Here is a 16,855-nt window from a genome sequence, read left to right as displayed (position 1 = left end):
AGGGGTCGTGCAAGTCAGCCTCGCGCACACCGCGCTCAGGCATAGGGGTCTGCATAGCCCAGCCCGCGCAGGACGTCGGTTTCGAGCCGCTCCATCACCGCTGCCTCAGCCTCATTCTCGTGGTCATGGCCCTGCAGGTGGAGCATGCCATGCACGACCAAGTGCGCGAAGTGAGCTTCGGGCGTCTTGCCCTGCAGCGCTGCCTCGCGCATCACCACCGGTACGCACAGCACGAGATCGCCCGCGAGCACGGCGCTGTTGTCCTGCGCCGGCAGCGACAGATCCTCACCGTCAGCATAGGCGAAGGTGAGCACATTGGTAGCGTAGTCCCTGCCGCGGTAGGCACGGTTGAGCTCGCGCCCCTCCTCTTCGCCGACCAGGCGCACGGTGACCTCGGCATCCCGCTGCAGCGCGGCCTGCGCCCAGCGCCGGATGTGGTTCTTCTTGGGGGCGTTGGCCTTGTCCTCGCCCTCCACCGCCTTCTGCACGGACAGCCGGAGCGCCGGCGGGCGGGCGTGCTCGGGCAACCCAGGCACATCGACGAAGCTCATGTCATGATGCACGTCGACACGCAAGGTGAGCAGATTGCAGGCGCCGGGCTGCAGCGACAGCATCGGCACCGCGTCCGCGTCGTCGGCATCGGCCTCGATCTCGAGATCGCCCCAGGCGCGCTCGGGGAAAGCAAGCACCAGCTTGCGGCCATCGCCAAAGTCGATCTCGAGCCGCTCCGCCTTCAAGCGCGTGGCCTTGCCTTCGGCGTCGATGGCGACGAGCTTCGGCTTGCCTGCTGTCGCCGCGATCCCCTTGTCCTGCCCTGCGTCCTGCTTACTCCCCGTCTTCGGCATCCTGTGATTCCTTGTCCTGCTGTTGTTGGGCGCGTGCCGCCACCCTGGCCTGCTCGATACGCGCACTTTCGCGGTCGTAAGCATCCACGATGCGTGCGACAAGCGGATGACGCACCACGTCTTCCTTGGCGAACTCGGTGAATGCGATGCCGCGCACGTCCGCCAGCACCTTGCGCGCCTCCTTGAGGCCGCTGCGCTGGCCGCGCGCCAGGTCGACCTGGGTGAGGTCGCCGGTCACCACCGCCTTGGCACCGAAGCCGATGCGGGTAAGGAACATCTTCATCTGCTCGGGCGTGGTGTTCTGCGCCTCATCAAGGATGATGAAGGCGTTGTTGAGCGTGCGCCCGCGCATGAAGGCGAGCGGCGCGATCTCGATCAGGCTGCGCTCGAAGAGCTTGCCGACGCGGTCGAATCCCATCAGGTCGTAGAGCGCGTCGTAGAGCGGGCGCAGGTAGGGGTCGACCTTCTGCGCCAGATCGCCGGGCAGGAAACCCAGGCGCTCGCCGGCTTCGACCGCCGGGCGGGTGAGGATGATGCGCTCGACCAGGTCGCGCTCGAAGGCGTCCACCGCGCTCGCCACCGCAAGATAGGTCTTGCCGGTACCGGCCGGGCCGATGCCGAAGGTGATGTCGAACTCCTGGATGTTCTTCAGGTATTCCACCTGGCGCGGGGTGCGGCCGTGCAGTTCGGTGCGCCGCGTCATCAGCACGGGGGCGGGCTGCAGCGGATCGGCGCCGGCGCCACGGCTGCCGATCTCGATCAGGCCGAGCTGCACATCGTCGAGCGACAGGTCCTTGTCGGCGCGCTCGTAGAAGTGCTTGAGCGCCATCTCGCCGCGCAGCACCTGGCTGGGGTGGCCGTTGAGGGTGAAGTGCTCGCCGCGCCGGCTGACCGTGATGTCGAAGGCGTTCTCGATCTGGCGCAGGTTCTCGTCCAGCACGCCGCACAAGCGGGCCAGCCGGGGGTTGTCCACCGGCTCGAAGAAGACTTCCAGGGTTTTCGCCATTCAGGATTCCCGAACGATGATCTCGCCGCGCAGGCTATGCGGCAGCGCAGCGGTGATGCGCACATCGATGAACTGGCCGATCAGGCGGTCACGATTGGGCGAATCGGAAGGGAAGTTGACCACGCGGTTATTGTCGCTGCGGCCCATCATCTCGACCTCGGCGTTCTTCTTCGCCGCACCCTCGACCAGAATGCGCTGCACCGTGCCGACCATGGCCTCGCTGTTGGCCTGGTACTGCTCGTCGATGCGCTTCTGCAGGCGGGCCAGCCAGGCGAGCTTGGACTCCTGCGGCACGGGGTCTTCGAGGTCGGCCGCCGGCGTGCCGGGGCGGGCGCTGTAGACGAAGCTGAAGGCGCCGTCGAAGCCGATATCGTCGATCAGCTTCATGGTCTTGTCGAAGTCCTCTTCGGTTTCGCCCGGAAAGCCGACGATGAAGTCCGAGGTCAGCGACAGGTCCGGCCGTGCCGCGCGCAGCTTGCGCACGACGGACTTGAACTCGATCACCGAGTAGCCACGCTTCATTGCCGCCAGCACGCGGTCCGAGCCCGACTGCACCGGCAGATGAAGCTGCGACACCAGCTTGGGGATCTTCGCGTAGCAGTCGATCAGGCGCTGCGTCATCTCGCGCGGATGCGAGGTGGTATAGCGGATGCGCTCGATGCCGGGGATCTCGGCCACGCATTCGAGCAGGAAGGCGAAATCTCCAACGTCGGCACCGTCCTCGCCATCCTCGCGCGTCAGCACGCCGCGCCAGGCGTTGACGTTCTGGCCGAGCAGGGTCACCTCCTTGACGCCCTGAGCGGCCAGGCCGGCGATCTCGGCCAGCACATCCTCGAGCGGGCGCGACACCTCGTCACCTCGGGTGTAGGGCACGACGCAGAAGGTGCAGTACTTGGAACAGCCTTCCATGATCGACACGAAGGCGCTCGCGCCCTCGACACGTGCCGGCGGCATGGCGTCGAACTTCTCGATCTCGGGGAAGGAGATATCCACCTGCGAGCGCCCGGTCTGCTTGCGCGCCTCGATGAGCTTGGGCAGACGGTGCAGGGTCTGCGGCCCGAACACCACGTCCACATAAGGCGCACGCTTGACGATGGCCTCGCCTTCCTGGCTGGCCACGCAGCCGCCCACGCCGATGATCAGCCCCGGCTTCTGCTGCTTGAGCAAGCGCACGCGGCCGAGGTCGTGGAACACCCGCTCCTGCGCCTTCTCGCGCACCGAACAGGTGTTGAAGAGGATCACGTCGGCCTCTTCCGGGTTATCGGTCTTGACCAGTTCTTCGTGGGCGCCGAGCACGTCCGCCATCTTGTCGGAGTCGTACTCGTTCATCTGGCACCCGAAGGTGCGGATGTAGAGCTTTTTCATGATGAGAGGGAAATCACTGCGGGGCGGGATGCGAGCGGCGCGAACATCGCGGGCCGCTCAGCGTGTGGGCGCGGACGCCGCGACCTCTTGCGGGGTGAGGACCCACACCCGGTGCACCTGGCCGTTGTTGTCGAGCAGCATCCGCACGATGTATTCACCACCGATGTGCGAGGGGAGCACGATTCGGTTGTGAATGTCGCGGATCTGCGCACCGGGACTCAGCAGCAGCACCGCCTCAACGTCCTTGCCATTGACCTTGCCCTTCACCTGGACCTTACCAGGCTGGGCGAACGCCATCTTCACCAGGAACGCAGCCTCGGGAATGTTGCGCGGTAGCGCCGCAGACACCAGGCCGGGCAATACACCGAGCACCAGGAACAGCAGGGCAGGAAGAGATAACGGGCGCAAGGACAGACCGGAACGAGCCGGAACCGAAAAGGACAGGCGTCGAATGATCCCCGATCCCCCCTGCCCTGTCAATGCAAAAGCCTTATAAATCAAGACTTCGATGAGACCCTGACGCCACCGCCCCGACAACACCCCCGGACACGCCAAGCCATCAAACCTGTTGACGCCCACTCACCTGAACCGCTATATTCGCGAGCTCGGTTGGTGATGTAGCTCAGACGGTTAGAGCGACGGATTCATAACCCGTAGGTCGGCGGTTCGATTCCGCCCATCACCACCAACAAAATCAAGGGGTTGCAGCGATGCAGCCCCTTTTCATTTTCAGCCGGGCTAGCACCGGGCTAGCACCAGCGCCAAAAACGCTAGCCCGCGCCCGTCGCCCGCCGCGCCTCAGCAGCCCCCACAAAGCCCGACAGTCTGTCGGACTCCACGCCCACGCGCCGCCGCTTCGGGCGGATCGTGCTCGCCAGCGCGAAGCCGGAAACCCGCCACTCGGACGGGTTCAGTTTGAATTCATTTTGAAAACGGGGATTTTTTCTACGCGTGCTGAACCGGGCGGTTTCTCAGGTCGGCACCTTCCAGACTTTCAACCCGCCCCCCCCTTCACCGTTGAAGCTCGGCAAGCTCTCGCGCCAGACGGTCGCGCTTGGGCAGCAGGTGCGGCAGTCGGTGCGCGCCCCACGCCGACGGGTGCGCGTTGTGCCGCTCGATCTCAGCTTCTACCCCGGCCAGTGCAGCCCGCAGTCTGTCGACGGCAGCCTCTTGAGCGCGTCGGCAGGGGATGCCGCAGTAACGCCGCTTGCGCCCCCTTCCAGACTGTTCCAGCAGCTTGCCGCAGGTGCGGCAGGTGTCAGGTAGCACGGCGAAAACTCCGGCGATTCGGTCGAAAAAAACCACGTTTATGAAAACAGCTTGAACCGTGCGGTTCCCGCTTCGCCGTGTTCAGACTTTTCACCCGCCCCTACCCCGCAGCCCGTCGAGCCGCGCCCCCACAATTCCAAGTTGCCGCGCCCACGCCTGCATCGCGCCGCCCGTCAGCCGCTCATGCTCGGCTCGCAGTCGCCAGAAGGTGCGCCAGTGCATCCCCTTCGGCTTGCCGCCTTCGCCGTTCAGGATGCCGGGTTCCCACCCTAGCCTCGCCCGGATCGCATCGGCCCGCCTGATTGCGCGGTCGGTGTCCGTCTCGCGCTGCACCTCATAGGCCAGCCGGTAGCAGCGCCGACAGGCGAACGCCGCGCCGCCGTACAGGATCGCCACGCGCCGCCCGCAGCAGGGACACAGGAACCACGGTCGAGCGCCGCCGTAGTTGCATCCGGTGCGCGTCAGCATCACCGGATAGTCGTAGTGCTTGCGCTCGCCGTTGCTCGTTGCGGTGTAGCGCAGCCTGATTGATGCCTCGCCCGCCTCGATATTGATTTCCGCCACCTTGGCCCCGCGCCGATACCAGCACCACCCGCCGCGCCATCCCGCACTCAGCGCCCCCGCACGATGCAGCGCCCGCACGTCGAGCCGCCGATAGTGCGCGGTCACGTCACGCCCACCGCGCCGCCCGCTACCAAATCCGCCCATTGCGCCCTCGCAGATTTACCGAAAACATCAGGCAGATTGAACGCATGAAAGCGGCCCCGAGTCGCCCACATCCCGCGCCAGCAAAGGGACTCAGCCGGTTTCCACGATGTACGTTTTTCCGCATCGTGTCAGCCCTCGTGCGGCAGGTAGCTGGCGCAGCTTTCGCCCTGGTCGGCAGGCAGCTTGCGCAGCGGGTGATGCAGCCCATACGCGCCAGGAAGATCGTCGCGCCCGCCGCCGCAGTAGCCCGCCGACAGGCCCGGCCTCTTGCGGTGTCGGCAGGTCGAGCAGCCCCGCGCCGCCGATTGCCGCGCCGGTTCATGCGCCGATTGCGCCAGCATCTCGGGCAGCGGTTCAGCCGCCACGGCATCGGGATAGCGCACCAGCGCCTCGTCATGGTCGGCAGCGGGCGCGAACCACACTTCAAGCGGCTCGCGGTCGGCGTAGTGCAGCAGCCAGCGCGTTGCCCGGATGGGCGGCGCGGTGTCGCTCGGCAGCGTTTCGCTGGAATCGACCCCGCCTTTGCCTTTTTCTGCCGTTCCAGCCGTTCCAGCCGTTCCGGCCAGTGTTTGCAAGGGATTCGCTGGAACGTCTGCGGGAACGTCTGCCGTTCCAGCCGTTCCAGCGGCCCGTTCCAGTCTGGCGAGCAGGTCATCAAGCCCCATTGCCCACCCCATGCAGCGCATCGGCCCGGACGGAATAGACGCGCACCTTGCGCCCGCCGATGTTCTCTGTTTTCGAGCGTTCGCCCGTCGCGCTCGCCTTGGGGATCGCGCCGCAGGATTCCAGCACGTCGAGCGCCCGCTTGAAGTCGAAGCCCTTCAGCGCCTCGCGCAGCCCATCCGCATTGAACAGGTACAGCCGCCCGCCCGCATCGTCAGGCTTCCACCATCCCGCCCGGTCACGGATCGTCGCGCCGTCTGCCGTCCAGCCGGAGAACCGACTATCCCCATGCCGTTCGAGGAACCCGGCCAGCTTGTCGAGGATTTGCCGCCGCTCGTCGTTGCCGCCGCCACGCATGGCTCGCCACGCCTGGAACCCGATCACCGCAGCGTCGAGCGCCGCCTGTTCCGGCCAGCCGGTGATGCCGTACTCGGTCGCCAGTTCGCCCGCCAGCGCCAGCAGTGCAAAGCGGGATGCCGCCCGCTTGTCCTGCCCTTCGGCCTCTGGCGGATTGAAGGCAGGCAGCGCCTTGAAGCGTTCGAGCCGCCCGGCCATATCGCGCTCGTCGTGCGTCAGCCGTTCGAGGAACGCCCGCCCGACTCGGCCATGATGTTGAGTCGCCGCCCGCTTGATCGCATCGGACAGCGCGGTGCCGGTCGCCATGCCGTGCAGTTCATCGAAGCAGCCGAAGCGCCGGGCCGCTGGAATGTCGAGCAGCCGCACAGCCTGCCCGGCCTTCGTGCGTTGCCCGCCTTCCATCATCGTCGTGCCGATGGTGCGCTCACCCGTCGATACGATGAACGCCTGCCACCGGGTCACGGATCGCGCCGCGCCCGTTCGGCTCGCCCGTTGTTTCCCGCGCCCGTTGCCCAGGCTATAGACGATTGCGCCCACCTCACGGGGATCGCATTCGCTGATTTCGTCCAGCGCCAGCAGGCAGTCATTGAACAGCGCCGCCGCGCCTTCCATGCCGTTCGCGGTTGCCCGCCAGCTCCGCCGATACCCAGGCCCACCCCACACGGAACACGCGGCTTCCAGAATCGTCGTCTTGCCGGTCGAGGAATCGCCCACGAAATGCAGCCCGCCGCCTTCGGTATTGGTGCGCTTGAGCAGCGGCCCCGCGAACGCCGCCGACAGCGCCAGCACGAACAGCGGATTTTCCACCGCCCGCGCCGCGATCTCGGCTTGCCACCCGTCGAGAGTTCCGGCCATTCCATGCTCGTCGTGCGAGCGTTCGCCGCTCTGGAAGATCACGCCCGCCGCGTTCGGCCCGATCACCGCATCAGGCAGCACGAACACGCCGCCGCACCACCCCACTTGCAGCGCGCACCGGATGCGCTTTTTCGGCGTGCGCTCTTGCAGGTAGCGTGCAAGCGTCTGACGTGCGAGCGGATCAAGTTCCAGCCCCATCGCCAGCAGTTCGCCGCGCAGGTCGGAACCGTCGCCCTTCAGCAGTTCCATCGGCATCGCCCACGAACGCCACCGGCCCGCCGTGTTCTTGAAGCGCAACAGCCGCCCGAAATTGTTTTCTCCGCCGTCGAAGGTCTGCGCCTCGATATGCAGCGGCCCGCAAACCCAGGAATCGACGGGAACCGGCATTTCCTCCTTCTTCGGCTTGCTCATGCCGTGCAGCCATACGCCCGGCCTCAGCTTCCGCCCGGTGTCGAGAATCGTCCAATCGTCATACACCTTGAAGCAGGGTCGCTCATCCTCTGGCACGGACGGCACCACCTTTCCCTCGGTGTCGCCGCCATCGCCAGCGGTCGCGGCCTCGATCAGTTCAGCCAGCGCCGGAACGCCTGGAACGTCTGCCGTTCCGCCTGCCGTTCCGCTGGAACCCGCGCCGTTATTGGGCGGAACGTCTGGAACGTCTGGAACGCCACCAAACGGATGAAGCGATGCGCAATCAGCCTCAGCGCCGAAAAGGTCGGCGGTCGCGGTGTCGAGCAGGTCATTCACCATGACGCGCCCCCTTCCGACGGATCGCCGCCAAGTCGTTGAAGTCTGAGCCCGGCTCGCCCTCGGGGAACTCGGGAACGATCAGCTTCGCCCCGGTCGCCTTCGCCGCAGCGGTCGCATACGTCACGCCCGGATTGCCTTCGGTCTGGCGGTCGTTGTCCGCGCAGATCACCAGTTCAGCGCCAACCCAGGCGGAACGCGCCGCCTTCGCCGCAGCCAGCAGGTTGCCCGCGTTCATCGCGCACAGCACCGGATGCCCGGTTTCCTCGTGCAGCGTTGCGCCCGTCGCCCATCCTTCACAAATCAGGATCGTGCGCGGCTCGTTGAAGTCGCCAATCGGAGAGAACAGGCCACCGGCCCGGCCCGGCTTGAACCGCTTGCCGCCGTCCGCCTGGATGCGCTGCACGTTCCACAGCAGCCCGAAAGCATCGAACAGGGGAACGACCAGCAGCCCGCCACGCTGGCGCAGGTTGTGCGGCTTCACCGCCTTTTTCACAAGGTACGGGTGCGCCGGGTCAGCCGGTGCCGCAGCATCCCATTCTGCCCGCGCCTCGATAGCCCGCGCCTCGTGTTCCGCCCGCCGCTCGGCTTGCGCCTTGATCTTCGCCGCCTCGATCAGCTTGGCGAACGCCTCGCGCTCGGTGTCGCTCATGCGCTTGCCGTCCGCCGCCCACGTCGAGCGCAGCCCGGTTTTCCACGAACCGAAAACGCCAGCGGCCCGCCCGTCGAGGTGCAGCGCATACCAGCCGTTGCGGGAACCGGCCTTGTCGCCTTCAACGTGGAAGCGGTGCAGTTGCCCGTCCGCCTCGATCACGTCAGGCGGAACCACCCCGGCCTCGCGCATGGCGGCGCGGAACAGTCCAATGGTGTCGTCACTCATCAGGCCACCCCCACCAGCAGCAGCCCGGCCACCGCCGCCAGCACCAGCAGCCCGGCCACCTCGGGATCAATGCCGCCCGCCTGTTTCGGGATCAGCACATACCGCGCCATCCGGTGCGGTGCGCGGCCCGCCTCGGACGGTTCCGCCGTCCATGCGGTGTCGATTTGTTCGCCCTGGTCGCGCAGTTCGCAGATACGCTGCGCCGGGTTCATGATTTCGAGGTAGAGCCGCGCCTCGGTCGTCGTCACCCATCCGGCTTCACGCATTGCAGCCTGAAGTCGCGCCCGTTGCGCATCGCAGCCGTTGCCCGGAAAATCCGCGTGAATCTGCTGAAGCAAGCTCTTACGGGTCGCGCCGTCGCCACGGTCGCGGCCCGTTACTTTTTCGGTCATGGCTTGCCCCTTACGCAGTCGCGCCGGTTTCGCGCACACGCGCCGCCAGCCATGCGTCAAGGTCAGCCCGACGGTAGCGGACTTTCCTGCCGATCTTCAGGAACGGCAGTCGATAACGCCCGGTCGAGCGCCATACGGACAAGGTGCCGGGCGATACGTCGAGCATCGCGGCAGCGGCTTTGTCGTCGAGCAGATCAGCGCCCGCCGCGATCAGGCTTTGCAGGTTTTGGGTTGTCATGGTTCGCACTCATTGAAGCCCCGCGTTGTGCGGTATGAGTGCGAACTTTGAAGAAAGGCAGGATGCCTGTTCAGCCTGTCAGCATGTAGCGCGGACGGTCTGCGTGCATGCTGTCCGAGATACGTGCAGAGGCTACGCTTTGCGTGCAGGGGGCAGGTTTTTGGCCGCAGCGCCGATGTGTTTTCGCGCCGTTCGCCACGCAACAGGCTCAAGCTTCACCACAGCTTCCGCCGCCTGATCCATGCTGCGGTATAGATGCCGGTTCTCGGCGTACCACGCCTGGATGCGCTCTGCGATCTCGCGGTTCTCGGCGTGCCGTGCGTCAGCAGCATTGCGGGCGTTGGTGGACAGGGATCGTTTTCGTTCAGCAAGCGTACAGCGCATACCGTGCATGAGTGCGCATACCTTCCCGAATTGTGGAAGGAACCAGCCAAACGGCACGCCATGTTCAACACGTCGCTTCAGGTCGAGAGCACCACCGACAATCACCGCCGCGTACCCTTCGACCCCCTCTTCCGGCTCAATTCCGTCGGATCGTCCATCTAGCCAAGCAAAGCAGTCTGCGAGTCTCGTTTCGGAAAATCGACTTCTGTCTAGATCGAGAACCTCGGACGCATGCCGCCAACCAATCTCGATCAGCTCTTCGACTTCCTTGACTAATACGTTCGCCGCGCTTTCAGTGTGAAGAATCATTTACGCCCCCTTCGGCGTCACCCTTGAATCAGGTGCCGCGCCAGCCGGGCAAGGGAACCCGGTTTTCGGCCCGTCGGCCTAGGCGCGGCAGAACTCAGGTTTTGTCAGGTCATGCAGCGCCGCGCTTCGTCGGCAGCGTCACCACGTCCGCCGCATCCTTCAGGCCCGCCGCTTCGAGCATCGCGCTCGTTGCCGTATTCACGGACTGGCGAACCGGGTCGAGGTCGAGCCGCGCATAGATCGCGGTCGCTTGCGGGGATTTGTGGTTCAAGCTCTTGCCGATGATCGCCAGCGATGCGCCGGTTCTCGCCTGCCACGATCCCAAGGTGCGCCGCAGGTCATGCAGCGTTACCCCGTTCGGCACGTCGCGCCCGTAGGGGATGCCTGCCCGCGCCATGACGCGCTCAACGGCCTTCTTCGGCTCAACGATATGGCCCGTCCGCCCGGTGCCAGGGAACACGAACCCGCCGCCCGTCGCATCCTTGCGCGCTTCGAGGATCGCCACCGCTTCCGGGCATAGGGTCACGCTCTGCGGCTCGTCGTTTTTCGTGCGCGGAATGCGCCACACGCCCGCCGACAGATCAAGTTCGCGCCAGTGCATCGCGCACAGGTTGGCCCGCCTCGCGCCCGTCAGCAGCGCCAGCAGGATGAAGTCGCGCATGGCGGGTTCTTCTTCGGCCACCGCAGCGAAGAAACGCGGCAGTTCATCGGCTTGCAGGAAGCGGTCGCGGGAAACCTTCTTGCCCGCCACCTTCACGCCTTGCGCCGGGTTGTAGTCGAGGAATCCCCACTCCACCGCCTTGCCGAACACGCCCGATGCGAGCGCCCGGATGTTGCGCACGGTCGCCACGGACTTGCCCGCCTTCTCCGCGTCGTGCAGCACCTTCGCAATCATGGCGCGGTCGATCTCGGACAGCTTTTTGCCGCCCATCGGCTTTTGCAGGTAGTCGCGGAACCGCTGCACGTCCGCAGCCCATGCCCGCTTCTTCTCGCCGTGCCGGGTGCCGTACTCGGTGAAAAACTCGGACAGCGTAGGTTCAGCCTTGAACGCCCGCCGCGCCGCCGCAGGGTTCGCACCGCTGGCGAACTCGCCCAGCGCCAGCGCCGCCGCCTTCCGCGCTTGCTCCACCGTCATCTCGGGGAAGGTGCCAAGTTTCACCCAGGCCATCGAAGCGCCCGCCCGCTTCACCACATAGAAGGTCTTGGTGCCCGCCGCCGTCGCCCTCAGCGCCAGCTTTGGCGTCTCGGTGTCGTAGATCGTCAGCCGCTTGCCCACCTCGGGGAGTTCGAGCGCCTGAAGCGTCGTTTTCGAGAACTTGAGACTTGCCATTTACTCACCTCGCATCGTCCGGGCTATCACCGGGCTATCACCGGGCTAGCATTTCAGGTCAAAAACCGTCAAAAACCGTGCTAGCCCGTTAAGGCGAGTATCTTCTAAGTGCTCTGTTTCGTAAAGGTTTATTAAGCTCCGATAACCCATAGGTTTGACGCGAAACACGGATTCATAACCCGTAGGTCGGCAGTTCGATTCTGCCCATCACCACCAAAAAATTCAGGGGCTTGCAGCGATGCAAGCCCCTTTGCTTTTCTGCCGGGTCTTGTCGAAACCGGCTGGTGCGAGTGTGGTCTGTGCGCCGTTCGGCCCGAACCCACCAGCCCAGCCGCCGCGGCTCAAACCTTGAAGCGCTCGACCTGACGCCGCATCTGCGCCGCAACGCCTTCCATTTCCTGTGCGGCCACCACGATGCTGCTTGTGGCGCTGCTGCTCTGCTCTGCCCGCAGCGCGATGTCCTCGACCCGCCGCGCCACCTCGGACGAGGCCGTTGCCTGCTCACGCAAAGCCAGGTCGAGCTCGGAGACGATGCCCGCCACCTCGCCCGAGAGTTCATGCAGGCGGCCGATCGTGCCACCGGTCTCGACTGCCTCCGCGCTGCTGCGCCTGACGACCTGGACCCCACGCTCGATCCCGGCAACGGCCTCCTTCGTCCCTGCCTGGACGGATGCCACCATGCCGGTAATCTCCTCGGTGGACGTGGCGGTGCGTTCGGCGAGCTTGCGCACCTCATCGGCCACCACCGCAAAGCCCCGCCCCTGCTCGCCGGCCCGCGCCGCCTCGATCGCAGCATTGAGCGCCAGCAGGTTGGTCTGCTCGGCGATCTCGCGGATCACGGCGACGATATGAGAGATCTTCGCGGATTGCGCCTCCAGACCGGTGATGCGAGTCGCCGCGTCACCCACCACCTGCTCGACTTCGCGCATGCCCGCAACCAACCGCTCCATCGACTGCTTGCCGGCCGTCGCGCCTGCGCCTGACTCCGCGGCTACGCGGCTCGCATCGCTGGTGCGATCGGACACATGCGAGATCGAAACAGTCAGCTCCTCGACATTGGCTGCGATGCTGCTGGCCGCCTGGCTCTGCGCCGAGGCGCCTTCGCTGACCTGACGTGAGGCCTCGAGCAGGCTCGTTGCCGAGTCACCCACCTGCCCCGCACCGTCACGGCTGAGCGCGATGGTCTCGCGTAGCGAGGACTGCATTTCGCGCATCGCGCGTACCAGGTCGCCGATCTCGTCGGCGCTCGGCTCGGGCAGGGCTGCGCGCAGGTCGCCCGCAGCGATCTGCTGAGTGCCGCTGACCGCCGCGCGCAAGCGACCACTCATACGCCCGGCAAACACCAGGGTGAGGGTGATGGCGACCGCCAGACCAATCGCGGCGGCGGAAAGCCCGCCAATGAATGCCGTCCGCACCTCGGCCGTTACCTCGCCCACATTGCCTTCGGCCGCAGCGCGATTGTAGGCAATCAACTCTGCGACGGTATCGCGCGCCGCATCCGCACGCTGCACCCACACCGTTCGGCGTAGCGTGTCAGCCCCATTGCGATCACCGCGCGCGAGCAGGTCCCGGGCCTGCTGCACCACCTCGTGGTAGCCCAGCACACTGCGCTCAACCGCATCGAGCAGCGTACGCTCACGCTCTGAAATCTGGCGCGTCCGATAGCCGGCAATCTCCTTCATGAAACCCTGGTGCAGTTGGTCGAGCGAGGCCGTCATGCGCTCCGTCTCCGCTGCACCGGTCGCCATCATGAACTCGAGGCTGCGCACGCGGTAGCGCAGACGCCACTCGCCCATTGCCCCCGCAGCCTGCAAGCCCGGCAGGTCGTGATGCCCGATGGTATCCACCTCGCGCTCGATCAGACGTACTTCGTAGAGCGCGAAGGCGATTGCAAACAACAGGACACCACAGGAAAGACCGGAAAGCAGGAACAGCTTGCCACGCAGGCTGAGGTTGTCGAGGGCATTCATCATGTATGTCTCCGGGGATGCGACCTCACATGAGCAAGGCCTTGTTCATGTATTCATCGGTCCCGGCAAGCATAACTTTAGTCGTATCCAAACGCTGACTGCACAGCCATCGGAACGCACCGGGTCAGCATGAGCCCTCAGGACGTCACCGGGGCCTGCGCAGGCTCCGCACATGCGAGAATTCGGCCCCGCCCTACCGCGAGCCCCACCCGCATGCGCCCCCTCGAGCACACCGTCACCCACCTGATCATCCACACCCTGGAAAAGGCCCCCGGCTCGCCGGCTCGCCTGATCCTGCGCGAAGGACCATGCACGCTCGACGCTGCAGCGCTGCGGCTTGCAGAACGCCTGTGCAGCCAGTACGACAGTCGCTCGGCCAAGGGCTTCGGCCGCTTCGAGGAGGATGAGGAAAGCTACCCGCTGGCACGCTGGCTGCGCGAACACCTCGTCGACGAGACGCTCGACTTCGCAGGCCTATCTCGCGCCTTCGCCGAGCGCGTGCAGGCGCTCACCGACGCGGAGGAGCTTGAAGAAGGCGGCCAACTGGTCATGGCGCGCATCCGCGAAGGGGGCGCCAACGGAGGCGGCACGGACTGCCTGTGGCTGGCGCTGATTGGTGAGGCCGAAGGCGTACGCATCGGCGGTGCGCTCGAAGCGCTCGACTGCTGCCACCTCGACTTCACCGCCCTGCATGCGGCCGGGCGCATCGACCTGTCGGGCTGGCGACGTGGTGACGAGCGCTATATCGGCTTCCTGCGCGGGCGCGGCAAAGGCGGCATGTGGTTCAAGAACGCACTCGGATGCAGCGACGTCATGGTGGCACTGCAGGAGACCAAGAAGCTGGTCGCCACGCTCGACCGCTTCGTCGACACCGAGGGCCTTGCCCCCGCCACCCGCGATGCCGTGCTCGAGCGCGCCCACGACTACCTCGACACCCTGGGCGAGGCAGGCGCCCCGGTGGTGTTCGAAGAGCTCGCGCGCGAGGTCTTTCCCGAACAGCCCGCTCGGCTCGACGCCCTGCTGCGTGCCGAGGAGACCAGGATCGCCCCCGGCTTCGTTCCCAACCGCCGCGCCATCCGCCCGCTGGTGCGCTTCAGCGCCAGCGGCGACAACTGGAAGCTCGAGTTCGAGCGCAGCGGCCTGCACTCGGGCGCAGTACATTACGACCGCGCCACCGACACCCTGGTCCTGTCGGGCCTGCCCGACTACCTCAAGCGCATGCTCGACGAGGCGCCCGAGGACTGACGCGCCCGGACTGCCCCGCGATCAACGCATGCGTTCGTATGCGTGCTCACCCGGTTGCACCTTGAACCAGCCTACGGTCTCGCGCAACTTGCCGGCGAGCGCGTCGAGATGTCGCGCAGTCTCGGCCGCATTGCTCGCGGCAGCCGTGTTCTCCTCGGTCATCTGCGCGATGTGCTCGATGCGCCGGGCGATCTCCTGAACTGCGGCATCCTGTTCGCGCACCGCATCGGCGATGTTGCGCACCGACGTCGTGACCCGCCCGGTATCGGCACTGGCGGCGTCGAGCGCACCGGTGGAAGCCACCACGCGGGTGCGCGTCGACCCGGCTTTGTCGTTTGCCTTCTGCATGTGCGCCACTGCGGCATCGACCTGGCCCTGGATGCCACCGATGAGGCCGGAAATGACGTTGGTTGCCGCGGAGGTGTTCTCCGCCAGCTTGCGCACCTCGTCGGCGACGACGGCGAAACCACGCCCCTGCTCGCCCGCTCGCGCCGCCTCGATCGCGGCATTGAGCGCCAGCAGGTTGGTCTGGTCGGCAATATCCTTGATGGTGCGCACGATGCCGTCGATCTGGCGCGAACTCTCGGCCAGTCGCACGATGTCGCCGCTGGCGGCGTCGATCATGCCGGCCAGGCTATCGACGTTGTCCGCAGTCTCGCGCACCGCGGCCAGTGTAGTTTCGATGTCGGCACGCGCCTGCACTGCAGTCGCGTCCGCCACGCGGGCATTGCTGGCCGTCTCGGAAATGCTCACCGCGGTCTGCTGCACGCTGGCGACGACAGCCGACGCCGCCTCCGACTGCGCATCCGAGCCCTTCTCCACCTGAGCCCCTGCAGCCGACATGGACTGTGCGGCCGCAGCAATGGCATCGGCCGACTGCCGGGTCTCGCCGATCAGGGCGGCAATACGCGCCATCATGCGGTCGAACGCGGCCGCGGTACGCCCCACTTCATCCCGCCCGGTGAGGCCCGCGCGCAGGCTGCAGTCGCCGCTCGTCTCGACCCGCACGAGAACATCCTGCAAGGTGGCGAGCGGGCGGGTGATGGAGCGGATGATCACCATGCCGAACACCAGCGTCAGTGCGATCGCGAGCGTACCGAGCAGCGCCGCCACGAACATGGCCCTTTGCGCCTCTTCCGCCTGCTCACCGGCCCAGGCCAGCAGATCGCCGCTGACCCGCTGCTCGACGGTGAGCATGGCGTCGATCCGGGCAGTGGTGGTCGAGAACCATGTCTCCGGCGTCACGCCGAACCCCTCGGCAGAATCATGCAACCTGGCACGCAGGGCCTCCACCGCAGTCTCGGGCTGGCCGTTGACCGCCTGGAGGTAGGCCTGCCAGTGAGTGGGCTCTGCCAGCGATGACAAGGCCGAAACGAACGCAAGCTGCTTGCCGATGCGCTCGTTCAAACCACGGTACTGTGCGCGTTCGATTCGGTCGGCAGTAAACACCGGCACCATCGTCGCGCGCTCCTGGCCCGCATACTCCTTGGCATGCAACAGCATCTCCAGGGCAGCCAGGCGCTTTGCCGCACCGCCATCGGCAACCGCTGAACTGGCCACATTCACCGTCTTGAGCAGGGTCGCGATGGTGCTGGTATAAAACGCGCTCGACTCCGCCGCCGCGATCGCGAAACGGTCGGCACCGGCGCGCGTATCGCGCAACTGCGCCAGGCTCTGCCGGGCCGCCTGCGTCGCCGCGCTCAGCGCCTGGGCGGCACCCGCTTCGGCCGCGAGTTCGGCAAAGGCCTGCTCCACCCCCTGGACGGCCTGGTCCGTGTTGGCGCGATAGCCTGGCAGCACATCTGCAAAGCGCTTGCCGCCGCTTTGCAGATAGCCTGCCGTCGCGCCACGCTCGATCTGCAGGTAATGCGCAGCAGCCCCCGCCTTCACCGCAAGCGCCACGGTACGCTCGGTATCGAGCGCCGTACGCCACAGCGCATGGTTCGCCAGCATGCTGGAGACGACAAAGCCCGCCACGATGAGCAAAGGCAGAATCAGTACCGCCAAAAGCCGTTCACGAATGCCGATGTTCATGGCCCCTCCCGGGCATGCGTCACGCGAAAGAAAAATGATCGCGATTGTCACCACCGGCAGTACGGGCAATCTATACGGAATGTCAAATCCAGACGCTGCAGCGCAAAAATCGCACACCACATGCGGCGCTACAGACTCACCGGCTTCAGGCATGTCGCCGCCTTCAACCCCTCGCGGCTCGCGCCGCGCCCACTGGGGAGCACGCGCCGCGCTCGGTTCCGCGGTAGGAGCGGCGCGAGCCGCGAGCCTTTTCGGGCG

General features: G+C 66.1%; 16 protein-coding genes and 1 tRNA gene. 3 read left to right on the top strand and 14 right to left on the bottom strand.

All coding sequences use genetic code 11. The annotated features are described in order from the left end of the window. Nucleotides 1–35: 35 nt before the first annotated feature. The 4 genes from ybeY to LQF09_RS04115 are packed head-to-tail and all read right to left on the bottom strand — an operon-like array spanning nucleotide 36 to nucleotide 3,795. Nucleotides 36–845, bottom strand: a complete 810-nt coding sequence (gene ybeY / locus LQF09_RS04130) for an rRNA maturation RNase YbeY (RefSeq protein ID WP_270069266.1) — start codon at nucleotides 843–845, stop codon at nucleotides 36–38. Beyond that, nucleotides 826–1,851, bottom strand: a complete 1,026-nt coding sequence (locus LQF09_RS04125) for a PhoH family protein (RefSeq protein WP_002928457.1) — start codon at nucleotides 1,849–1,851, stop codon at nucleotides 826–828. The genes ybeY and LQF09_RS04125 overlap by 20 nt, the downstream gene beginning before the upstream one ends. Beyond that, nucleotides 1,852–3,216, bottom strand: a complete 1,365-nt coding sequence (miaB, locus tag LQF09_RS04120; RefSeq protein WP_270069265.1) for a tRNA (N6-isopentenyl adenosine(37)-C2)-methylthiotransferase MiaB — start codon at nucleotides 3,214–3,216, stop codon at nucleotides 1,852–1,854. Between the two features lie 57 nt (nucleotides 3,217–3,273). Further along, nucleotides 3,274–3,795, bottom strand: a complete 522-nt coding sequence (locus LQF09_RS04115; protein ID WP_232433256.1) for a hypothetical protein — start codon at nucleotides 3,793–3,795, stop codon at nucleotides 3,274–3,276. 32 nt (nucleotides 3,796–3,827) lie between these two features. Here LQF09_RS04115 and LQF09_RS04110 point away from each other — a divergent pair. Beyond that, nucleotides 3,828–3,904 (top strand) — tRNA-Met (locus LQF09_RS04110). 263 nt (nucleotides 3,905–4,167) lie between these two features. After that, on the top strand, nucleotides 4,168–4,482 hold the full coding sequence (locus tag LQF09_RS04105; RefSeq protein ID WP_270069264.1) for a hypothetical protein: 315 nt from the start codon (nucleotides 4,168–4,170) through the stop codon (nucleotides 4,480–4,482). Nucleotides 4,483–4,575: 93 nt separating this feature from the next. On the opposite strand, the gene LQF09_RS04100 is transcribed toward LQF09_RS04105, so the two are convergent. The 9 genes from LQF09_RS04100 to LQF09_RS04060 all read right to left on the bottom strand — a co-directional run bounded on the left by LQF09_RS04100 (nucleotide 4,576) and on the right by LQF09_RS04060 (nucleotide 13,321). Then, nucleotides 4,576–5,154 carry a hypothetical protein gene (locus LQF09_RS04100; RefSeq protein WP_270069263.1) on the bottom strand — a complete coding sequence of 193 codons (579 nt, stop codon included), beginning with the start codon at nucleotides 5,152–5,154 and terminating at the stop codon, nucleotides 4,576–4,578. Nucleotides 5,155–5,321: 167 nt separating this feature from the next. Next, nucleotides 5,322–5,858, bottom strand: a complete 537-nt coding sequence (locus LQF09_RS04095; RefSeq protein ID WP_270069262.1) for a hypothetical protein — start codon at nucleotides 5,856–5,858, stop codon at nucleotides 5,322–5,324. Further along, nucleotides 5,848–7,818, bottom strand: a complete 1,971-nt coding sequence (locus LQF09_RS04090) for a DUF927 domain-containing protein (RefSeq protein ID WP_270069261.1) — start codon at nucleotides 7,816–7,818, stop codon at nucleotides 5,848–5,850. The genes LQF09_RS04095 and LQF09_RS04090 overlap by 11 nt, the downstream gene beginning before the upstream one ends. Further along, entirely contained in the window at nucleotides 7,808–8,695 is an 888-nt protein-coding gene (locus LQF09_RS04085) for a toprim domain-containing protein (protein ID WP_270069260.1), read from the bottom strand. Before LQF09_RS04085 ends, LQF09_RS04090 begins: the two co-directional genes overlap by 11 nt. Continuing rightward, complete coding sequence (locus LQF09_RS04080; RefSeq protein ID WP_270069259.1) at nucleotides 8,695–9,087, bottom strand: helix-turn-helix domain-containing protein; 393 nt, start codon at nucleotides 9,085–9,087, stop codon at nucleotides 8,695–8,697. The genes LQF09_RS04085 and LQF09_RS04080 overlap by 1 nt, the downstream gene beginning before the upstream one ends. 10 nt (nucleotides 9,088–9,097) lie before the next feature. Then, nucleotides 9,098–9,325, bottom strand: coding sequence for a helix-turn-helix domain-containing protein (locus LQF09_RS04075; RefSeq protein ID WP_270069258.1), 228 nt, complete (start codon nucleotides 9,323–9,325; stop codon nucleotides 9,098–9,100). Between the two features lie 132 nt (nucleotides 9,326–9,457). Continuing rightward, nucleotides 9,458–10,018: a hypothetical protein gene (locus tag LQF09_RS04070; RefSeq protein WP_270069257.1), complete on the bottom strand. Its 561-nt coding sequence runs from the start codon at nucleotides 10,016–10,018 to the stop codon at nucleotides 9,458–9,460. 109 nt (nucleotides 10,019–10,127) lie between these two features. Further along, nucleotides 10,128–11,348, bottom strand: coding sequence for a tyrosine-type recombinase/integrase (locus LQF09_RS04065; protein ID WP_270069256.1), 1,221 nt, complete (start codon nucleotides 11,346–11,348; stop codon nucleotides 10,128–10,130). Nucleotides 11,349–11,689: 341 nt separating this feature from the next. Next, nucleotides 11,690–13,321: a methyl-accepting chemotaxis protein gene (locus LQF09_RS04060; protein ID WP_270069255.1), complete on the bottom strand. Its 1,632-nt coding sequence runs from the start codon at nucleotides 13,319–13,321 to the stop codon at nucleotides 11,690–11,692. Nucleotides 13,322–13,531: 210 nt separating this feature from the next. Here LQF09_RS04060 and LQF09_RS04055 point away from each other — a divergent pair, with 210 nt between their 5' ends. Continuing rightward, nucleotides 13,532–14,563, top strand: a complete 1,032-nt coding sequence (locus LQF09_RS04055; protein WP_002938554.1) for a nucleoid-associated protein — start codon at nucleotides 13,532–13,534, stop codon at nucleotides 14,561–14,563. A gap of 21 nt (nucleotides 14,564–14,584) precedes the next feature. Here the strand turns inward: LQF09_RS04055 and LQF09_RS04050 are convergent, their stop codons facing one another. After that, the gene (locus LQF09_RS04050) at nucleotides 14,585–16,750 is read right to left on the bottom strand and encodes a methyl-accepting chemotaxis protein (RefSeq protein ID WP_270069254.1); all 2,166 of its coding nucleotides are present in this window, start codon (nucleotides 16,748–16,750) and stop codon (nucleotides 14,585–14,587) included. Nucleotides 16,751–16,855 lie beyond the last annotated feature (105 nt).

The organism is Thauera sp. WB-2, from assembly GCF_027594845.1.
GTDB lineage: Bacteria > Pseudomonadota > Gammaproteobacteria > Burkholderiales > Rhodocyclaceae > Thauera > Thauera mechernichensis.
This window is presented reverse-complemented; position numbering and strand designations above follow the sequence as displayed.